We start from the raw sequence: 15,878 nt of genomic DNA on the forward strand, positions 1-15,878 counted from the left end.
AGGAGGTGCTATGAGCGGTGCACAACTGCTGTTTCTCGTGATCGTCTTTGCCGTGGTGGTGGCGCTGGCCCTGCTGGCGTGGGTGATCTTCTTTCCTGGCACTTTGCGCCAGCGCCTGTTTGGCGCCACGGCGCCTGCCGCCAGCGAGGCGGTGGTGGAAAATGGCTGGGTGGAGAGGGTGGCGCGCGTGGCGCAGCCGTTCAGCAAGCTGTCGCTGCCGGAAGAGGGCTGGGAACGTTCGCCGCTGCGTACGCGCTTCATGAACGCGGGCTGGCGGCAAGCCAGCGCACCGGCCCTGTATTTTGCGGCGAAGACCGTGCTGGCCCTGCTGTTTCCCACCGTGCTGGGGCTGTATGCGGCCAGCGCCATGGCGGCGCAGCTGCGCAGCGTGCTGCTGTTGCTGCTGTGCGTCAGCGCCACCATCGGCTATTACCTGCCCAACCTGGTGCTGGCTAGCACGGCCAAGCGGCGCCAGCGCGACATCTTTGAAAACATCCCCGACGCGCTCGACTTGCTGACCGTGTGCGTGGAAGCGGGCCTGAGCCTGGAGCGCGCGCTGGTGAAGGTATCGGGCGAAATCCACATCAAGAGCGTGGTGCTGGCGCAGGAATTGCAACTGGTGCTGATGGAAATGCGCGCCGGTTTTTCCAAGGAAAAGGCGCTGCGTAACCTGGCCCTGCGCAGCGGCGTGGAAGACGTCGACACCCTGGTCGCCATGCTGATCCAATCGGAACGTTTCGGCACGAGCATGGGCGATTCGCTGCGCGTGCATTCGGAAAACCTGCGCGGCAAGCGCAGCTTGCTTGCAGAAGAGGCGGCAGCGAAGATCGCCCTGAAACTGCTGTTCCCGCTGATCTTTTGCGTCTTTCCCACCCTGATGCTGGTGCTCATGGGGCCGGCCGTGATCGAAGTCTATCGCGTGCTCGTGCCGGCCATGGCCAGCCGCTGAAAGGAACTACCATGCGCTTGACGATTTCCCGCCTGGCCGCTGCCTGCGCCTGCCTGGGCCTGGCCGCCTGTACCACGCAGCTGGCCCACCTGCCGGTGGCGGCGTGGTCCGACGCCGATGCCGCCTATGCGGCGGGACGCCAGCATTTCGAGCGGGGCGACTTTCCTGCGGCGCAAGCGGCCTATGAGCAAGCCCTGCGCCATGCGCCGCGCCACGTGAACGCGCGCAATGGCTTGGCCGTGCTGCATGCGCAGCGCGGTGAACACGACGCGGCGATCGCCCATTGGCTGGCCTTAACGCAGGAGGCGGGCATGCCGCAGCCGCGGCAGGCCTATCTGTTCAGCAATCTCGGCCATGCCTATTATTTGAGCGGGCGCGATGCGCAAGCGTTGACTGCGCTGGAACAGGCCTGTCTGCTCGACCCGCTCAATGCGCTGGCCTGGCGGCATCTGGCGCAGGTGCTCGAACGGCTGGGGCAGCACGAGCGCGCGGCCGTCATGCGGCGCCAGGCGAGCAGCTTGCAGGAACACGATGTGCGGCGCGACATGGTCTTGTTGCGTGGCGAGGCGCCGCCGAAGCTTGTGCCCGAGCCTGTGCCGGATGCGCCCGCCATGGCGCGCGTGGAGATCACGCAGAGCGACGGCATGGCCCGCTTGCAGCGCGTGCCGGCGGCGGTGCGCAGCCTGCCCGTTAGCGCGTCGTTGCCGGCGGCGTCCGTGCCTGTGGCCGGCGCGTCGCATCCGCGCCTGGAAATTGTCAACGGCAACGGCGTGCCTGGCCTGGCAGCCGCGCTGGCGCGCAGCCTGGCTGGTGCGCCCGTGCAAGTGGTGCGCCTGGCCAATGAAACCAGCTTCCAGGTGGCGCGCACACGCGTCGAATACCGGCCCGCGCAGGAGCAGGCGGCGCGCCAACTGGCCCGCCAACTCGGTGCACAGGTGCGTACCCAGGTGCAGATCCAGGCCGCCGACTGCCCCGCCAGCGAACTGCGCCTGGTGCTGGGGCGTGACCTCAGCGATCCCGCCATGCTGCACCGCTATTATCTGCAGCAATTGCAGCTGGCGCGCCGGGCGCTGGCGCGGCTCGGTTAACACATCTCTGCCGCATAAAAAAGCGGCGCCTTTGCGGGCGCCGCGTGCTTTTCATGCTGCGGATTATTTCGGCTGCCGGCGGCGCGTAAAAGCCAGGGCTGCCAGTCCCGTGCCCAGCAGGAACAAAGTGCCTGGCTCCGGTACTTGCAAGGGTTCGATGACGACGATGTCCGTGCGCGTGGATTTGGAAAAGTTCAAGGTGTAGCTGCCGGCAGGCAGGGCGAAATTCGACGTCAGCGAAAACATCGCAAAGCCATTCGTGAAGGCGCGCCCGGTGGCCGGGTCGTTGGTGCCGGCCGTCATGTTCAGGCTGAAGGGATCGAGGCTGCCGACCGTATGGTTGCCATTGACGTCGCTGCCATTGTTGGCGTCGCCATCGGGCGCGAACTGGAAGATCACGCCATCGGCATTCGCGTTCGACAGGCAGCCCACGGGACTGGAAGTATTGCACGAGATATTGAAGATATCCATGATCGACACGCTCGACTTGTCACCCATCGTCGTCACGCTGGTGCGCAGGTCGCGCCGTCCCATGAAGTTGAAGGTGATGAAGCCGGCGCTCGACAGGGTCAGGTTGACGGAGCCGGTGAGCGTATCGCCTGCCGTGGCCGTGGCGGCGCCGACCGTGTCGCGCTGTGCTTCCGCAACGGCGCGCACGGTGGAGCCGGCGGCCGTGAGCATATTGCCAAAGGCATGCGCGTCGCCACGTGCGAACTCCAGGGTGGAACTGGGGCTGGGTGCGTAGTTATTTTGCGGCAAGCCGCTGCAGCCGCCGCCCGAACATACTTGCAGCACGTCCGCGTTGGCGGCCGGGCCCGTATTGACGGCGCGCGGATTGACGGCCACGCCGCCCTCGAAGAAGGCGCTGTCGCTGGCATTGCGGTTGGCGCCGGCCAGCGACAGCGCGCCGGCACTGGTGGTGATGCGGAAAGAGTTCAATTCGTTGACGGCCAGGCCGTACGCGCCGGCCTGCGCCTGGCCGCTGGCCAGCAGACTTGCCGCCGCCAGTGCGCCCAGCCAACTTAGGGTCTTGCTTCGTGTGTGATCGACGTTCATCGCAGCCTCTTATCGTAGTCAGTCTCGGAAAATCCGGGGGAGAAAGAATCCAGAATGACCTGCCTGGATTCATCTCGTAGACAGTGATAAGCAGCTTGCGTGCCACACAAAAAAAGCATATTGAATCAAGGGCTTGCGCAAAGCGGACTGAGCCGGTGGAAGCAAAGTGTAAGAAAGGCCGACGCCGCTTTCAGGTGCCCCGGTGATAGCCGAGGTGGCCGCCGGAATTGCGCGCGCAGCCGCAACCGATGCGCGCCACTTCCTCGCCTTCCGTCAGTTTCCAGTTGGTAATCGTCGTGTGCTGCCAGTCGATGTCGCTTTTCTTGACAGGCTTTACCGTCAAGGTGCGGTTTTCCGCATCCGTGTACTCCATCAGCTCCTCGTCGTCGGCGATGTCGAAATGGCGGTGGATCAGGGAAATGCCAAAGCGGTCGAGCGCGCCATAACGTTGCAGCACGTCGCGCAGTTCGCGAAAGCAGGCGAGGTCATCGGGCAGCAGCGGATTGACGGCGGAAATATCGGCGACGGGCTGCCATTGCATGGCGTGGATGTTCAGGCTGTGCATGATAGGCTCCTGTGCCCCGTGATGGTAGGACCAGGCTGCCAGAGGGGCACTGGCAACCTGTCGAAACGTCTATCGTGGCCGCAAAGCCGATGCGGCGTTTGCGCCAGATCAAAGGTGCGGCACATCGCCTCGCGCCGATAATTGCCCGGTAAAATAGGCCATGGCAAACAAAACCCCCACTTTCCCCGGCGCACGCACGGGCCGCGGCCAGGTCCTGGCCGTGCTGCTGTCGAACCGCGATCAGTCTGGCGCCGAACCGCTGCAAGGCCGCGTCTCGCTGGCCGCCATCGTGAAAGCGCTTAAACGCAAATACCACTGGCCGATCGAGACGCACAGCTTTCCCGCCAACACGCAGGACGGCCGCGCCAGCTGGGCGACCGTCTACAGCTTGCCGGAAAAGGTCATCGAGACCGCGCTCGACAGCGGCGGCCGGGAATGGCTGGAGAGCCGGGGAGCGGTCGGGCGGCGGTGAGTTGCCGACCTACCCTATTCGAGCCGGAAGCCGACCTTCAGCGTGACCTGGAAGTGCGCCACCTTGCCATCGACGATATGCCCGCGCGATTCCGTCACTTCATACCAGTCCATATGCTTGACCGTCAGCGCCGCCTTGGCAATGGCATCGCGTATCGCCTGATCGCTGCTCTCGGTCGAAGTTCCCACCAGTTCGATCAGCTTGTAAGTGTGTGCGGACATGATATTTCCCCAGGTAGGCAAGCCAGACATCGTGAGCCTGCATTGCGCAAGCACGTGCTCATCTTGCGCCTAAATGTGCTGGACGTCATTGCGCGGTGCAGCAATGCGAGCGTGAAGTGGGGAAAGGCCAAAGTCATGCTGACAGTATTGCTGTCAATGCAAGTGGTGGCTTGAGTTACTTGACGCAATGATGATCTCTCTGGCAGAAGTCGGTTTACAATCGAACGCAATGGTACTGGGAGAATGTTCAATGAAAATCAAGAGACTGCTTCAGTACATTTTATTTTTGGCAGGTTCACTAAGTTTGGCATGTGCTGACGCTCAAGTGGTGGTGCAAGCAAGTGCAGTTAAATTGCAGCCGTACATTGATAGGGATCAGTCCGGCTTTTTCTCATGCGGCGTACGCGCCATCATCACTGACTCCAGACCGGGATTTGTCGATGCTCATGACTTTACCTTGGCAATCCGTGCCGATATGGCAGGAGGACTAATTAAAGCCGGCAAGTCTAGTACTTCAAATAGTAGTCTCGTTAAGGGAAAACCTAATACGAATGCTGTCCTGCCTGCACCAATCAAGTTCTGGATTGCCAAAGAGGCCGAAGGAAAGGCAATATCTCCACTGCACATCATTGCTGCTGAGACACCTGGATACATTCTTGAGGCTACCGACCTTAGCCTAACAGTCAGCGCAATTTTGGCAATTACAAGTGGCGAACGTATGCAGTTTGCGAATCGCTACAAGAATGAAACTGTCGATACAGTTATCGCATTCGCCGCAACGATGCCAGAGAATGAGCGGCAATCGCTACTGATTTGTCTTTCTGATGTTGCTGATCGATTAGGAGAGCTCAGCAATTGACACTGCCTTATTTGTCGAAAGGACGATCCGTACATAAACCGCTGCACACGGATTAGACAAAGCAAGCTATTCAAGGGTTAGATGGAAACGACACCTAAGCCGGAAACAAAAAGGGCTACCAGCCGAAGCGGGTAACCCTTTGATTTCCTACTGAATTCTGGTGCCGACTGCCGGTTTCGAACTGGCCACCTGATGATTACAAATCAACTGCTCTACCAAATGAGCTAAGTCGGCAAAAACTGCGCGTTGCGAATTATACGCTATTTAATGCGTGTCAGGGTCGGGCGGCCGCCTTTTTTTGGTGGCTCGTCGTCGCCTGGTGTGGCGTTGTCGCGTTGTTCGGGAGAGCTGGTTGGCACGGACGACAGGGTCGGGGCGCTGGCGGTGGGGGCGAGCACTGGCGGCGGGACGTCGGCGGAGGCCGGGCTGTCCGTCGGTTGCGCGTCGGGGTCGTCGTTGCCGAGCACGGGCTCGAAGGCCATGCCCTGGCCGTTTTCGTTGGCGTAGATGGCCATCACGTTGTCGACCGGCACGTAGATTTCGCGCGAGACGCCGCCAAAGCGGGCGTGGAAGCGGATGGCGTCGTTGTCCATCTTCAGGCCGCTGGTGGCGCCGAAGCTGATGTTGAGCACGATTTCGCCCTTTTTCACATATTCCATCGGTACCGTGGTGCGCGAATCGACTTTGACCGCGAGATAAGGCGTGTAGCCGCTGTCGGTGCACCACTCGTAGATGGCGCGCAGCATATAAGGTTTGGTTGAGATTTCAGACATGGTAGGCACTGTGAGGCGGGAGCGCCCCTGTCAATGACAGGGTGGCGCACCGGTAATTCAAAAGACTGGCTGCTGACGCAAGAGATCCCGGCAAGCGCGGCTTGCCGGGAATATCTTTTAACGGCGCATCACTTTCTCAGACGGAGTGAGTGCTTCGATATACGCTGGACGCGAGAAGATGCGTTCGGCGTATTTCATCAGCGGTGCGGCCGTCTTCGACAGTTCGATGCCGTAGTGGTCCAGGCGCCACAGCAGCGGCGCGACAGCCACATCGAGCATCGAGAATTCGTCGCCCAGCATGTACTTGTTTTTCAGGAACAGCGGCGCCAGCGTCGTCAGGCGGTCGCGGATTTCCGCGCGTGCCTTGTCGTGGGCCTTGTCGTTGCTCTTGGCGCGTTCGCTTTCCAGCACGTGCACGTGCACAAACAGTTCTTTTTCGAAATTGAACAGCATCAGGCGCGCGCGGGCACGCATCAGCGGATCGGCCGGCATCAGTTGCGGATGCGGGAAGCGCTCATCGATGTACTCGTTGATGATGTTCGATTCATACAGGATCAGTTCGCGCTCGACCAGGATAGGCACTTGGCCATACGGGTTCATGGTCGAAATGTCTTCCGGTTTGTTGAACAGGTCGACGTCGCGCACTTCGAAGTCCATGCCTTTTTCAAACAGAACCAGGCGGCAGCGTTGCGAAAATGGGCAGGTTGTACCCGAATAGAGAACCATCATTTTTTATAGTTCCTTAGAAACAAAGGGGGTGAAGCCGCGAACGGCTCACCCCAGGTCGCTTGTCCACTCATGCGGACAACGCAGAAACAGGCATAAACCGGCCTATGGCCGGCGCCTCACTTATTTGACTTCCTTCCAGAACGACGCGTTAAGGCGCCATGCCAGCAGAGCAAAGACCGACAGGAACAGCAGCACCCACACGCCCAGGCGCTTGCGTGTTTGCTGTGCCGGTTCGGCCATCCACTCCATGTAGCCGACCAGGTCGGCTACCGCATTGTCATACTCGATCTTGTTCAACGTACCTGGCTTGACCTGCTCGAAGCCGGTAAATTTGTGGATCTTCTTGCCAGCTTCGTGCGGATCATTCTCTTCCACGAACTTGGCAGTCTGGACACCTTGCAATTCCCATAATACATGCGGCATGGCAACATTCGGCACGACCATGTTGTTCCAGCCGGTCGGACGAGTGTCGTCTTTATAGAACGTACGCAGGTAAGTATACAGGTAGTCGCCGCCTGTGCCAGCGGAAGATGATTTCGCGCGCGAAATTACCGACAAATCGGGTGGTACGACGCCAAAGAAGGCCTTGGCGTCCTGCGCTGCCAGGCTTGTCGTCATCAGGTCGCCCACTTTATCACTGGTAAACAACAAGTTCTGCTTGATCTGGTCTTCCGTCAAGCCCAGGTCGCGCAGGCGGTTGTAGCGCATCGACACGGCAGAGTGGCAATTCAAGCAATAGTTGACGAACAATTTGGCGCCATGCTGCAGCGCTGCCATGTTGGTCTGGCGGTCAGGTGCCTTGTCCAGCGGAAAGCCGCCTTCGCTGGCGAGAGCCATGGCGGGCACGAGTGCCAGGATGGCGAGCAGTTTTTTTGCAATCTTCATATGATGTATGTCCTTTGAGCGTGGCGTGAGAGCGGCTTAGTGCGGGTGGAACGTCACACGCGACGGCACGGTCTTGAACTTGCCCATGGCACTCCACCATGGCATCAGCAGGAAGAAGCTGAAGTAAATCAGGGTGCACACTTGCGACACGATGGTTTTCGCATCCGTTGGCGCCTGGGTCCCGAGGTAGCCGAGGATCAGGAACGACAGGCCGAAGATGGCATAGATGTATTTGTGCCAGGTCGGACGGTAGCGGATCGATTTCACCGGCGAATGATCTAACCATGGCAGGAAGGCCAGGATCACGACGGAGCCGCCGAAGAACACCACGCCCCAGAATTTCGCGTCCAGCACCTGCGGCAGCATGCCGATGATGGCGACGATGGCGATGCCGGCGATGACCGACTTGACGATCGTCGACAGGCGCGACTTGAGCCAGATGAACACCACGTAGGCAGCCACGACACCCATCAGCACGTACATGAAGTCGGCCGTGGTGGCACGCAGCACCGAGTAGAACGGCGTGAAATACCAGGTTGGCGCGATGTGCAGCGGGGTCTTCAGCGAGTCGCCTGGCAGGAAGTTGTTGTATTCCAGGAAGTAACCGCCCATTTCCGGCGCGAAAAAGACGACGGCGCTGAAAATGACGAGGAAGATCGATACGCCGAACAGATCATGCACGGTGTAGTAAGGATGCGAAGGAATCGAATCGACCGGGTGGCCATCGGCGCCCAGGTTTTCTTTCACTTCGATGCCGTCCGGATTGCTTGAGCCCACTTCATGCAGGGCGATCAAGTGCGCTGCAACCAGGCCCAGCAGTACCAGCGGGATGGCGATCACGTGGAAGGCGAAGAAGCGGTTCAGGGTCGCGTCGGAAACAACATAGTCGCCGCGGATCCACAACGACAGGTCAGGGCCGATCAGCGGGATGGCGCCAAACAGGTTGACGATCACTTGGGCGCCCCAGTACGACATCTGGCCCCATGGCAACAGGTAGCCGAAGAACGCTTCGGCCATCAGGCACAGGAAGATGGCGAAACCGAACAGCCAGATCAGTTCACGTGGCTTGCGGTACGAGCCGTACAGCAGGCCGCGCGTCATGTGCAGGTAGACGATGATGAAGAAGGCCGAGGCGCCCGTCGAGTGCATGTAGCGCACCAGCCAGCCCCATGGTACTTCGCGCATGATGTACTCGACGGAATTGAAGGCCAGGGCCGCATCCGGTTTGTAGTGCATGGTCAGGAAGATGCCGGTGACGATCTGCAAGACCAGCACCAGCATGGCCAGCGAGCCGAAGATGTACCAGAAATTGAAGTTTTTCGGGGCGTAGTACTTGCCCCATTGGTCGTTCCACAGCTTGGTCAGGGGAAAGCGGTCATCGACCCAGCCCAGCGCTTTTTCGGCGACGGGAGCGTCTGCCGGGAATTTCGTCTCTTTGAAAGCAGCCATGATCAAGCCTCGCCTTTCTCGTCTTTACCTATCAGCAATTTGGTGTCGCTCAGATACATATGACGCGGCACTTGCAGGTTGTCCGGCGCCGGCTTGTTCTTGAACACGCGGCCAGCCATGTCGAAGGTGGAGCCGTGGCAAGGGCACAGGAAGCCGCCTTCCCAGTCATCGGGCAGCGACGGTTGCGGGCCGGGGGCAAATTTCGAGGAAGGGGAGCAGCCCAGGTGGGTGCAGATGCCGACGGCGACGAGAATTTCAGGCTTGATCGAGCGTGCCTCGTTCATGCAGTATTCAGGCGTGAATTCGGCGGGATTGCGTTGGGAATTGGCATCAGCGACTTTGCCGTCGGTCTTTTTCAGGGACGCGATCATTTCCGGTGTGCGCTTCAGGATCCAGACCGGCTTGCCGCGCCATTCGACGGTGCGCATTTCGCCGGGTTGCAAGGTGGTGATGTCTACTTCGACCGGCGCGCCAGCCGCTTTCGCGCGCTCCGACGGCTGGAAGGTGCTTACCAAGGCTCCCGCGGTTGCCAATCCAACTACACTGCCCGCCGCGCACGTGGCGACGAGCAAGCCGCGACGGCCTGAATCGACCTGCTTTTCGTTACTCATGCAAACCCCAATCAGTCAAAATGCGAATCTTTATTATGAGTGGCAGCCGCGAAAAACCCGTCGCCGAAGCTCTATCCCACTGATTGCCGCGATCCGCATCTTTGTACGGTAACGTGGCAACATCCCTGCGGAACTTCGGCCAATGGCGCAGCCCGTGCCAGTTTCTTGTTGATTATCCGGAAGTGAAAAACCCACTTCTGGCAACCGCAAATTATAAGTGAAGCAAACAACGAATAAAACAAAAACGTTGCTTGTACCATAATTTATATACTTTTGCAGGAGGTGGCTAGTTCTTTCGAACTAGATGCGCATGGCTGTGCCGGAATTGGTCCTGCCGGCAACCACAAGTTGGTGTCCCCAGGAATCAATAGTATGATCGGCATGTTTTTATATCTATCCGAAGGAGAAATTCATGGCAATGATGCAAGAATTTAAAGAATTTGCAATGAAGGGTAACGTCGTCGATCTGGCGGTCGGTGTCATTATCGGTGGTGCCTTCGGCAAGATTGTCGATTCGCTGGTGCAAGACGTGATCATGCCACCTATCGGCCGCATTTTCGGCGGCCTCGATTTCGCCAATTACTACCTGCCCCTGAATGGCCAAGCCACCACCCTGACCCTGGTGGAAGCGAAAAAGGCGGGCGCTGTGCTGGCCTACGGTAACTTCCTGACCATTCTGCTCAATTTCGTCATTCTCGCCTTCATCATCTTCCAGATGGTACGCCTGATGAACAAGGCACGCCGCAGCGAACCGGTCGCGCCGGCAGCGGCACCGGCCACGCCGGAAGACATCGTGCTGCTGCGTGAAATCCGCGACTCGCTGCAGAAGAACGGACAGAATAGCAACGATCTGGCAAAATAAGTCGTTCCGGCACGGGCCGGCTGACCTGGGCAGAGAACTGTATGCGACGATTCTGGTTATTGTTTGCGCAAACCGTGACGATCGCGTTGGCGCTGTACTTTGTGTACGGCGCGCTGCGCCCGGCCAGCCGGGTACAGCAGTTGGGCTCTCCCGCCAAACCGGTGCCCGTGGTGGAAACGGCGTCGAGCAGCCTGGCGCCCGGCTCCTACCGCGACGCGGCGGCGCGCGCCATGCCCGCCGTCGTCAACATCCTCACCCTGCAAGTGCCCAAGCGCGGCGCCCATCCGCTGGCGCGCGATCCCTTCTTCAAACGTTTCTTCGGCGACCGCGACCCGGACGACGGGGATGACGACGACTTGAAAAACAGCCTCGGCTCCGGCGTCATCGTCAGCCATGAAGGCTATGTGCTGACCAACAACCACGTGGTCGAAGGCGCCGACGAAATCGAAGTGGTGCTCACCGATGGCCGCAAGGCGCCGGCCAAGGTGGTGGGCCTCGATCCGGAAACGGACCTGGCCGTCATCAAGATCGACCTCGACAAGCTGCCCGTCATCGTGCTGGGCCAGTCGGAACTGGCGCGCGTGGGCGACGTGGTGCTGGCCATCGGCAATCCGTTCGGCGTGGGCCAGACGGTGACCATGGGCATCATCTCCGCCCTGGGCCGCAACAACCTGCACATCAACAGCTTTGAAAACTTCATCCAGACGGATGCGGCGATCAACTTCGGCAACTCGGGCGGCGCCCTGGTCGATACGCGCGGCAATCTGATCGGCATCAATACGGCCATTTACTCGCAAAGCGGCGGCTCCGTCGGCATCGGCTTCGCCATTCCCGTCTCGACGGCCAAGACGGTGATGGAAGCCATCATCAAGGATGGCCACGTGGTGCGCGGCTGGATCGGCGTGGAAACGCAGGACATCACGCCCGAACTGGCGCAAAGCTTCAACTTGCAGCGCACCAGCGGCGCCATCATCGCCGGCGTGGTGCGCAACGGCCCTGCCGACAAGGCGGGCATCGTGCCCGGCGACATCCTGCTGACGGTACAAGGCAAGCCCGTCGGCGACACGACGGAAATGCTGAATCTGATCGCCCAACTGCCGCCCGGCGAAAAAGCTAAAATGACGGTGCTGCGCAAGAATCGCGAAGCGGCACTCGACGTGATGGTGGGCAAGCGCCCCATCCCGAAAGAGCTTTCCAAATAGTTGCTGATCGGAATTTGACACATGCATGTGCGTGATTTGACCCAATTTTTACGTGAACTGAGCGACAACAACAACCGTCCCTGGTTTGTGATGAACAAGCCCCGCTACGACATCCTGCGCGAGGAATTCCTGGCGCTGGTCACCAGCCTGATCGGCGAGCTGGGCAAGTTCGATCCGGCCGTGAAATACTGCAATCCGAAGAAGGCCATGTTCCGCATCAACCGCGACGTACGCTTTGCCCATGATAAAAGCCCGTATAAAACGCGTTTTTCGGCCGCCATCGCGCCGAACGACATGCGTCGCCCCAGCAAGGCGGGCGGTCCCACGTATTATCTGCAGATCGATGGCCAGGGGAACCTGCTGTTCGGCGCCGGCGAATACATGCCGCCACCAGGCCGCCTGAAGGCACTGCGCGAGCACATGGTCAACGATGCGCCAGGCTTTTCCAAAGTGCTGAAAAATAAGCGTTTGAAGGCCCGCTTCGGCACCATCCAGAACGAGGGCAAGCTGCAGCGCCCGCCCAAGGGGTTTGACGCGGACGCCGAACATATCGAATTCATCAAGCTGAAGAGCTTTTTTGTCTGGACCGAAGTGCCGCTGCCCGTCAACGCCCCCGAGCAACTGCTGCCGACCCTGGCGGAAGGCTTGAAGGATGCGTGGCCGCTGGTCGAGTGGATGCGTGGCGCGAAAGAGCCGGAGGAAGTCGCCGAATAATTGCTGAAGGAGCACATGATGGCATTGGAGCACGCAAGTTCAGGGCAGGTGATCGACGTGCTGCGCAGGGACGGCGACGACCTGTCGCAGTTTTCCGCCATTGCGCTGGCCAAGACGGATGAGCTGGAATTGATCCGCATGTGCATGCCCAAGGGCAAGACCATGCCCGAGCATCATGTGCTTGGTGAAATCACCCTGCTGTGCCTGCAAGGGCAGGTGGCGGTGGAAGCGCATGGCGGCGTGCAAGTGCTGGGACCGGGGCAGATGCTGTACCTGCTCGGCGGCCAGGCGCACGCCCTGGAAGCGCGCGAAGACAGCTTACTACTGCTGACGATCTTGATGGCCAAGGCGGGGCGCTAGGTTTTCCTGGCGCGTCAGGACACCTTAGGCCGCCTCGGCGCGCGGGTCGCGCGACAGCAGTTGCTGCACCATCACGTGCGGCAAATCCCCATCGAACAGTACGCCGGCCACCGCATTGGTGATCGGCATGTCGACACCCATGCGGCGCGCCAGTTCGCGCACGGCCTTGGCGCAGGGCACGCCTTCGGCCACATGGCCGAGTTCAGCCACGATGGTCTCCAGCGCCTTGCCTTGCGCCAGGCCCAGGCCGACCCGGCGGTTGCGCGACAGGTCGCCCGTGCAAGTGAGTATCAAATCGCCCATGCCCGTCAAGCCCATGAACGTTTCCGTCTGGCCACCGAGGGCCGTGCCCAGGCGCGTGATTTCCGCCAGGCCACGCGTGATCAGCGCAGCGCGCGCATTCAAGCCCAGGCCCAGGCCGTCGGCCACGCCGGTGGCGATCGCCAGCACGTTCTTGACGGCGCCGCCCACTTCCACGCCCACCAAGTCGTCGCTTGCATACACGCGGATGGTGCCGCCATGCAGGGCCGAGACGACGGCGCCACGCAAGGCCGCGCTGTGCGAAGCGATGGTCAGCGCGCACGGCAAGCCGCGCGCCACTTCCTGCGCGAACGAAGGGCCGGACAGGGCGCCGCCGGGGATGGTGTCACCCAGCACTTCCTGCACGATCTGGTGCGGCAGCATGCCCGTGCCGCCTTCAAACCCTTTGCACAGCCACACGAGGTTGCCGATGGCCTTGTCTTTCAGCTGATGCAGCATCGGCCGCAAGCCCGCCACGGGGCAGGCGGCGATCAAGAGGCCCTGTTCACCGCTGGCATGCGCGACGGCGGCGTCGAAATCGGCGCTGATGCGCAGTTGCGGCGGCAAAGGGAAGCCGGGCAAATAACTGTTTTCGCCGCTGGCGGCCATGGCGGCCATGGCGTCGCCATTGCGGCCCCACAGCAGCACGTCGTGGCGGCCGGCCAGCGCCATGGCCACGGCCGTGCCCCAGGCGCCGGCGCCCAGGAGGGTGATCTTGCGGGCGGCGGGAATACTATCGGGAATGACTTCAGGAGAAACTTGCATGCAACCTCAACGGGGCAGGGGGAACGGACGCGGTGCTTACAGGCCCCACACTTCGCTGGTCTTGACGTAGCCGCTCTGGCCATCCTTGTGGCGCACCTTGACCCAGCCGGAGCTCGCTTGCTCGCTCATTTCCAGCAGCACGCCCTTGTCGACGAGGAGGATGGCGGAGGCGGTATCGTCGGGGCTGGCGCGAACCTTGAGGTTTGCGGCGCGCGCCACGACGTTGCGCTTGGCCGACAGGCCCTTGGCTTCCGTCCAGGCCATTTCGCCGCTGGCGTCGCGTACCTTGACCCATTCGCCGTAGCTGAGCACGACTTCCAGCGGCATGCCGCGTGGCGCCACGTACAGCTTGCCGCCCTTGGAGGATGGCGCGTCGTACAGGATCACGGGGGCTGCGCCCACCGTTTTGAAATCGACGGCGTGACTGGCGGCGGTCGCCAGCAGCAGCACGGCGCCGGCCATCCAGCGGAACTTGCTCAAGAGCGCACTTTTCAACATGATATTTTGAACCTTAACGAAACACGGCGGCCAGGCCGCCGTGTCAGGCCAGCCTTGACGGCTGGCGGGGTCTTGCCTGAAGCTTAGTGCGTCGTCGCGTCGGCTGCCGGGGCAGCTGCAGCGGCGTCAGCAATAGCTTGCAGACGTTGTTGGTAGAACACTTCGAAATTGATCTCAGCCAGGTGCACTGGCGGGAAGCCGGCACGGGTGATCACGTCGGCGATGTTGGCGCGCAGGTAAGGGTAGATGATGTTCGGGCAGCCGATTCCCAGCAGCGGATCGAGTTGATCGGCAGGAATGTTGCGTGCTTCGAAGATGCCGGCTTGCTTGCCTTCAACCAGGAAAGCGACTTTATCGCCGACTTTGGCGGTGACGGTGATGGTCACGGTGGCTTCGAAGATGCCGTCGGCCAGAGGCGCAGCGCCCACGTCCAGAGCGACTTCGATCGCTGGTGCTTCTTGTTCCAGGAAGATAGCTGGGGAATTTGGTTGTTCCAGCGACATGTCTTTCAGGTAGACGCGTTGGATTTGGAAGACTGGTTGCAGGTTTTCGTCAGACATGGAACGCTTTCGTTGTAAAGGACAAGAACGGCACACCGTTCAAATATGGTGCTTGCGGTATGTAAACCGCGCCGGATAGGCGCGGCCAGATCAGGTGCGAGGGCAATTGTATCAAAACAATACGACAAAAAACCAAGCAATTTCTCGAACCAGCTTTATATCAGGCTGCCGTGCCATTTAACAAGGGGTCCAGCTTGCCAGCTTGATCGAGCGCATACAAATCGTCGAATCCGCCCACGTGGGTGTCGCCCACATAGATTTGCGGCACCGTGCGGCGGCCCGTGCGTTCCATCATCTTGATGCGCTCTTCCGGGTCGAGGTCGACGCGGATCTTTTGCACCGCGACGCCCTTCGATTCCAGCAGGCGCTCGGCGCGCACGCAATACGGGCACACGGCGGTGCTATACACAATTACGGGGACAGTCATGATGATTCCTTCCAGTTAAGTGCCGGCTTACTTCGCCAGCGACAAGGTTTTCAATGGCAAACCTTGCTTTTTCCATTCGTCGAGGCCGCCTTCCAGACTCGTTGCCTCAGCGAAACCAGCTTTGCCCAGCAGGCCGACGGCGGTTGCCGAACGCGAACCTTTCTGGCAAACCACTACAATGGGGCGCGTTTTGAATTTTTCCAGCTCGCCCAGGCGTTTTGACAGTTCCGGCAGCGGAATATTTTTTGCTTCAGGCAAGTGGCCCGTGGCGAATTCTTCCGCACTGCGCACGTCGACGATGACGCTCTTGCCACGGTTGATCAGTTGCGTGACTTCCAGCACGGTCGCGCGCTTGCCGCGCATCGACAGCAGTGGCCAGAGGAGGGCGCCGCCGGAAATAATGACGATGGCAAACAGAAAAATGTGGTCGATAATGAATTTCACGTAGGGTCCAATGGTTTAAGTCAATCCGCGCATTATAAAATAGAAGCTGGACGAGGTCTTTTTACGTTTTGCTTTTTTGATTTGAACCC

General features: G+C 60.2%; 21 protein-coding genes and 1 tRNA gene. 8 read left to right on the top strand and 14 right to left on the bottom strand.

The window, feature by feature from the left end; all coding sequences use genetic code 11:
* The first annotated feature begins 10 nt into the window (after positions 1-10).
* On the top strand, positions 11-949 hold the full coding sequence (locus V3C40_RS19120) for a type II secretion system F family protein (RefSeq protein WP_070304505.1): 939 nt from the start codon (positions 11-13) through the stop codon (positions 947-949).
* An 11-nt stretch (positions 950-960) separates the two neighbouring features.
* A complete protein-coding gene (locus V3C40_RS19125) occupies positions 961-2,037 on the top strand; it encodes a LytR C-terminal domain-containing protein (protein ID WP_331778264.1) in 1,077 nt (358 codons plus the stop codon).
* 63 nt (positions 2,038-2,100) lie between these two features.
* On the opposite strand, the gene V3C40_RS19130 is transcribed toward V3C40_RS19125, so the two are convergent.
* On the bottom strand, positions 2,101-3,093 hold the full coding sequence (locus V3C40_RS19130; RefSeq protein WP_034752995.1) for an EDSAP-1 family PEP-CTERM protein: 993 nt from the start codon (positions 3,091-3,093) through the stop codon (positions 2,101-2,103).
* 190 nt (positions 3,094-3,283) lie between these two features.
* The gene (locus V3C40_RS19135) at positions 3,284-3,658 is read right to left on the bottom strand and encodes a hypothetical protein (RefSeq protein ID WP_331778265.1); all 375 of its coding nucleotides are present in this window, start codon (positions 3,656-3,658) and stop codon (positions 3,284-3,286) included.
* Between the two features lie 160 nt (positions 3,659-3,818).
* On the opposite strand from V3C40_RS19135, the gene V3C40_RS19140 reads away from it, so the two are divergent.
* On the top strand, positions 3,819-4,130 hold the full coding sequence (locus V3C40_RS19140) for a hypothetical protein (RefSeq protein ID WP_034752996.1): 312 nt from the start codon (positions 3,819-3,821) through the stop codon (positions 4,128-4,130).
* A 14-nt stretch (positions 4,131-4,144) separates the two neighbouring features.
* Here the strand turns inward: V3C40_RS19140 and V3C40_RS19145 are convergent, their stop codons facing one another.
* Positions 4,145-4,351, bottom strand: a complete 207-nt coding sequence (locus V3C40_RS19145) for a dodecin (protein ID WP_034753599.1) — start codon at positions 4,349-4,351, stop codon at positions 4,145-4,147.
* 250 nt (positions 4,352-4,601) lie between these two features.
* On the opposite strand from V3C40_RS19145, the gene V3C40_RS19150 reads away from it, so the two are divergent.
* A complete protein-coding gene (locus tag V3C40_RS19150) occupies positions 4,602-5,210 on the top strand; it encodes a hypothetical protein (RefSeq protein ID WP_139143477.1) in 609 nt (202 codons plus the stop codon).
* Between the two features lie 158 nt (positions 5,211-5,368).
* Here the strand turns inward: V3C40_RS19150 and V3C40_RS19155 are convergent.
* From V3C40_RS19155 to petA, 6 genes are all read right to left on the bottom strand, one after another.
* Positions 5,369-5,444 (bottom strand) — tRNA-Thr (locus V3C40_RS19155).
* A 26-nt stretch (positions 5,445-5,470) separates the two neighbouring features.
* The gene (locus V3C40_RS19160) at positions 5,471-5,983 is read right to left on the bottom strand and encodes a ClpXP protease specificity-enhancing factor (protein ID WP_046681987.1); all 513 of its coding nucleotides are present in this window, start codon (positions 5,981-5,983) and stop codon (positions 5,471-5,473) included.
* 117 nt (positions 5,984-6,100) lie between these two features.
* Positions 6,101-6,712, bottom strand: a complete 612-nt coding sequence (locus tag V3C40_RS19165; protein WP_010394154.1) for a glutathione S-transferase N-terminal domain-containing protein — start codon at positions 6,710-6,712, stop codon at positions 6,101-6,103.
* A 120-nt stretch (positions 6,713-6,832) separates the two neighbouring features.
* Entirely contained in the window at positions 6,833-7,597 is a 765-nt protein-coding gene (locus tag V3C40_RS19170) for a cytochrome c1 (protein WP_034753006.1), read from the bottom strand.
* A 36-nt stretch (positions 7,598-7,633) separates the two neighbouring features.
* Positions 7,634-9,046, bottom strand: coding sequence for a cytochrome b (locus V3C40_RS19175; protein ID WP_034753602.1), 1,413 nt, complete (start codon positions 9,044-9,046; stop codon positions 7,634-7,636).
* Between the two features lie 2 nt (positions 9,047-9,048).
* A complete protein-coding gene (petA, locus tag V3C40_RS19180) occupies positions 9,049-9,657 on the bottom strand; it encodes a ubiquinol-cytochrome c reductase iron-sulfur subunit (protein WP_034753009.1) in 609 nt (202 codons plus the stop codon).
* A 412-nt stretch (positions 9,658-10,069) separates the two neighbouring features.
* On the opposite strand from petA, the gene mscL reads away from it, so the two are divergent.
* From mscL to V3C40_RS19200, 4 genes are read left to right on the top strand one after another with little or no spacing between them, the layout of a single operon-like run.
* Positions 10,070-10,519, top strand: coding sequence for a large conductance mechanosensitive channel protein MscL (gene mscL / locus V3C40_RS19185; RefSeq protein WP_034753010.1), 450 nt, complete (start codon positions 10,070-10,072; stop codon positions 10,517-10,519).
* A 41-nt stretch (positions 10,520-10,560) separates the two neighbouring features.
* Positions 10,561-11,721: a Do family serine endopeptidase gene (locus V3C40_RS19190; protein ID WP_072455825.1), complete on the top strand. Its 1,161-nt coding sequence runs from the start codon at positions 10,561-10,563 to the stop codon at positions 11,719-11,721.
* Positions 11,722-11,742: 21 nt separating this feature from the next.
* Positions 11,743-12,435, top strand: coding sequence for a DUF2461 domain-containing protein (locus V3C40_RS19195; protein WP_070304509.1), 693 nt, complete (start codon positions 11,743-11,745; stop codon positions 12,433-12,435).
* Positions 12,436-12,450: 15 nt separating this feature from the next.
* A complete protein-coding gene (locus tag V3C40_RS19200) occupies positions 12,451-12,795 on the top strand; it encodes a hypothetical protein (protein ID WP_223278961.1) in 345 nt (114 codons plus the stop codon).
* A gap of 24 nt (positions 12,796-12,819) precedes the next feature.
* Here the strand turns inward: V3C40_RS19200 and V3C40_RS19205 are convergent, their stop codons facing one another.
* The 5 genes from V3C40_RS19205 to V3C40_RS19225 all read right to left on the bottom strand — a co-directional run bounded on the left by V3C40_RS19205 (position 12,820) and on the right by V3C40_RS19225 (position 15,789).
* Complete coding sequence (locus V3C40_RS19205; protein ID WP_034753021.1) at positions 12,820-13,860, bottom strand: NAD(P)H-dependent glycerol-3-phosphate dehydrogenase; 1,041 nt, start codon at positions 13,858-13,860, stop codon at positions 12,820-12,822.
* A gap of 36 nt (positions 13,861-13,896) precedes the next feature.
* Entirely contained in the window at positions 13,897-14,358 is a 462-nt protein-coding gene (locus tag V3C40_RS19210; RefSeq protein WP_051991348.1) for an SH3 domain-containing protein, read from the bottom strand.
* A gap of 83 nt (positions 14,359-14,441) precedes the next feature.
* Positions 14,442-14,918, bottom strand: a complete 477-nt coding sequence (gene secB, locus V3C40_RS19215) for a protein-export chaperone SecB (protein WP_034753023.1) — start codon at positions 14,916-14,918, stop codon at positions 14,442-14,444.
* A 160-nt stretch (positions 14,919-15,078) separates the two neighbouring features.
* Positions 15,079-15,345, bottom strand: coding sequence for a glutaredoxin 3 (gene grxC, locus V3C40_RS19220; protein WP_034753025.1), 267 nt, complete (start codon positions 15,343-15,345; stop codon positions 15,079-15,081).
* A gap of 27 nt (positions 15,346-15,372) precedes the next feature.
* Entirely contained in the window at positions 15,373-15,789 is a 417-nt protein-coding gene (locus tag V3C40_RS19225; RefSeq protein WP_034753027.1) for a rhodanese-like domain-containing protein, read from the bottom strand.
* Between the last annotated feature and the right edge of the window lie 89 nt (positions 15,790-15,878).

Origin of the sequence: Janthinobacterium sp. LS2A, assembly GCF_036543145.1 — a bacterium.
GTDB lineage: Bacteria > Pseudomonadota > Gammaproteobacteria > Burkholderiales > Burkholderiaceae_D > Janthinobacterium > Janthinobacterium aestuarii.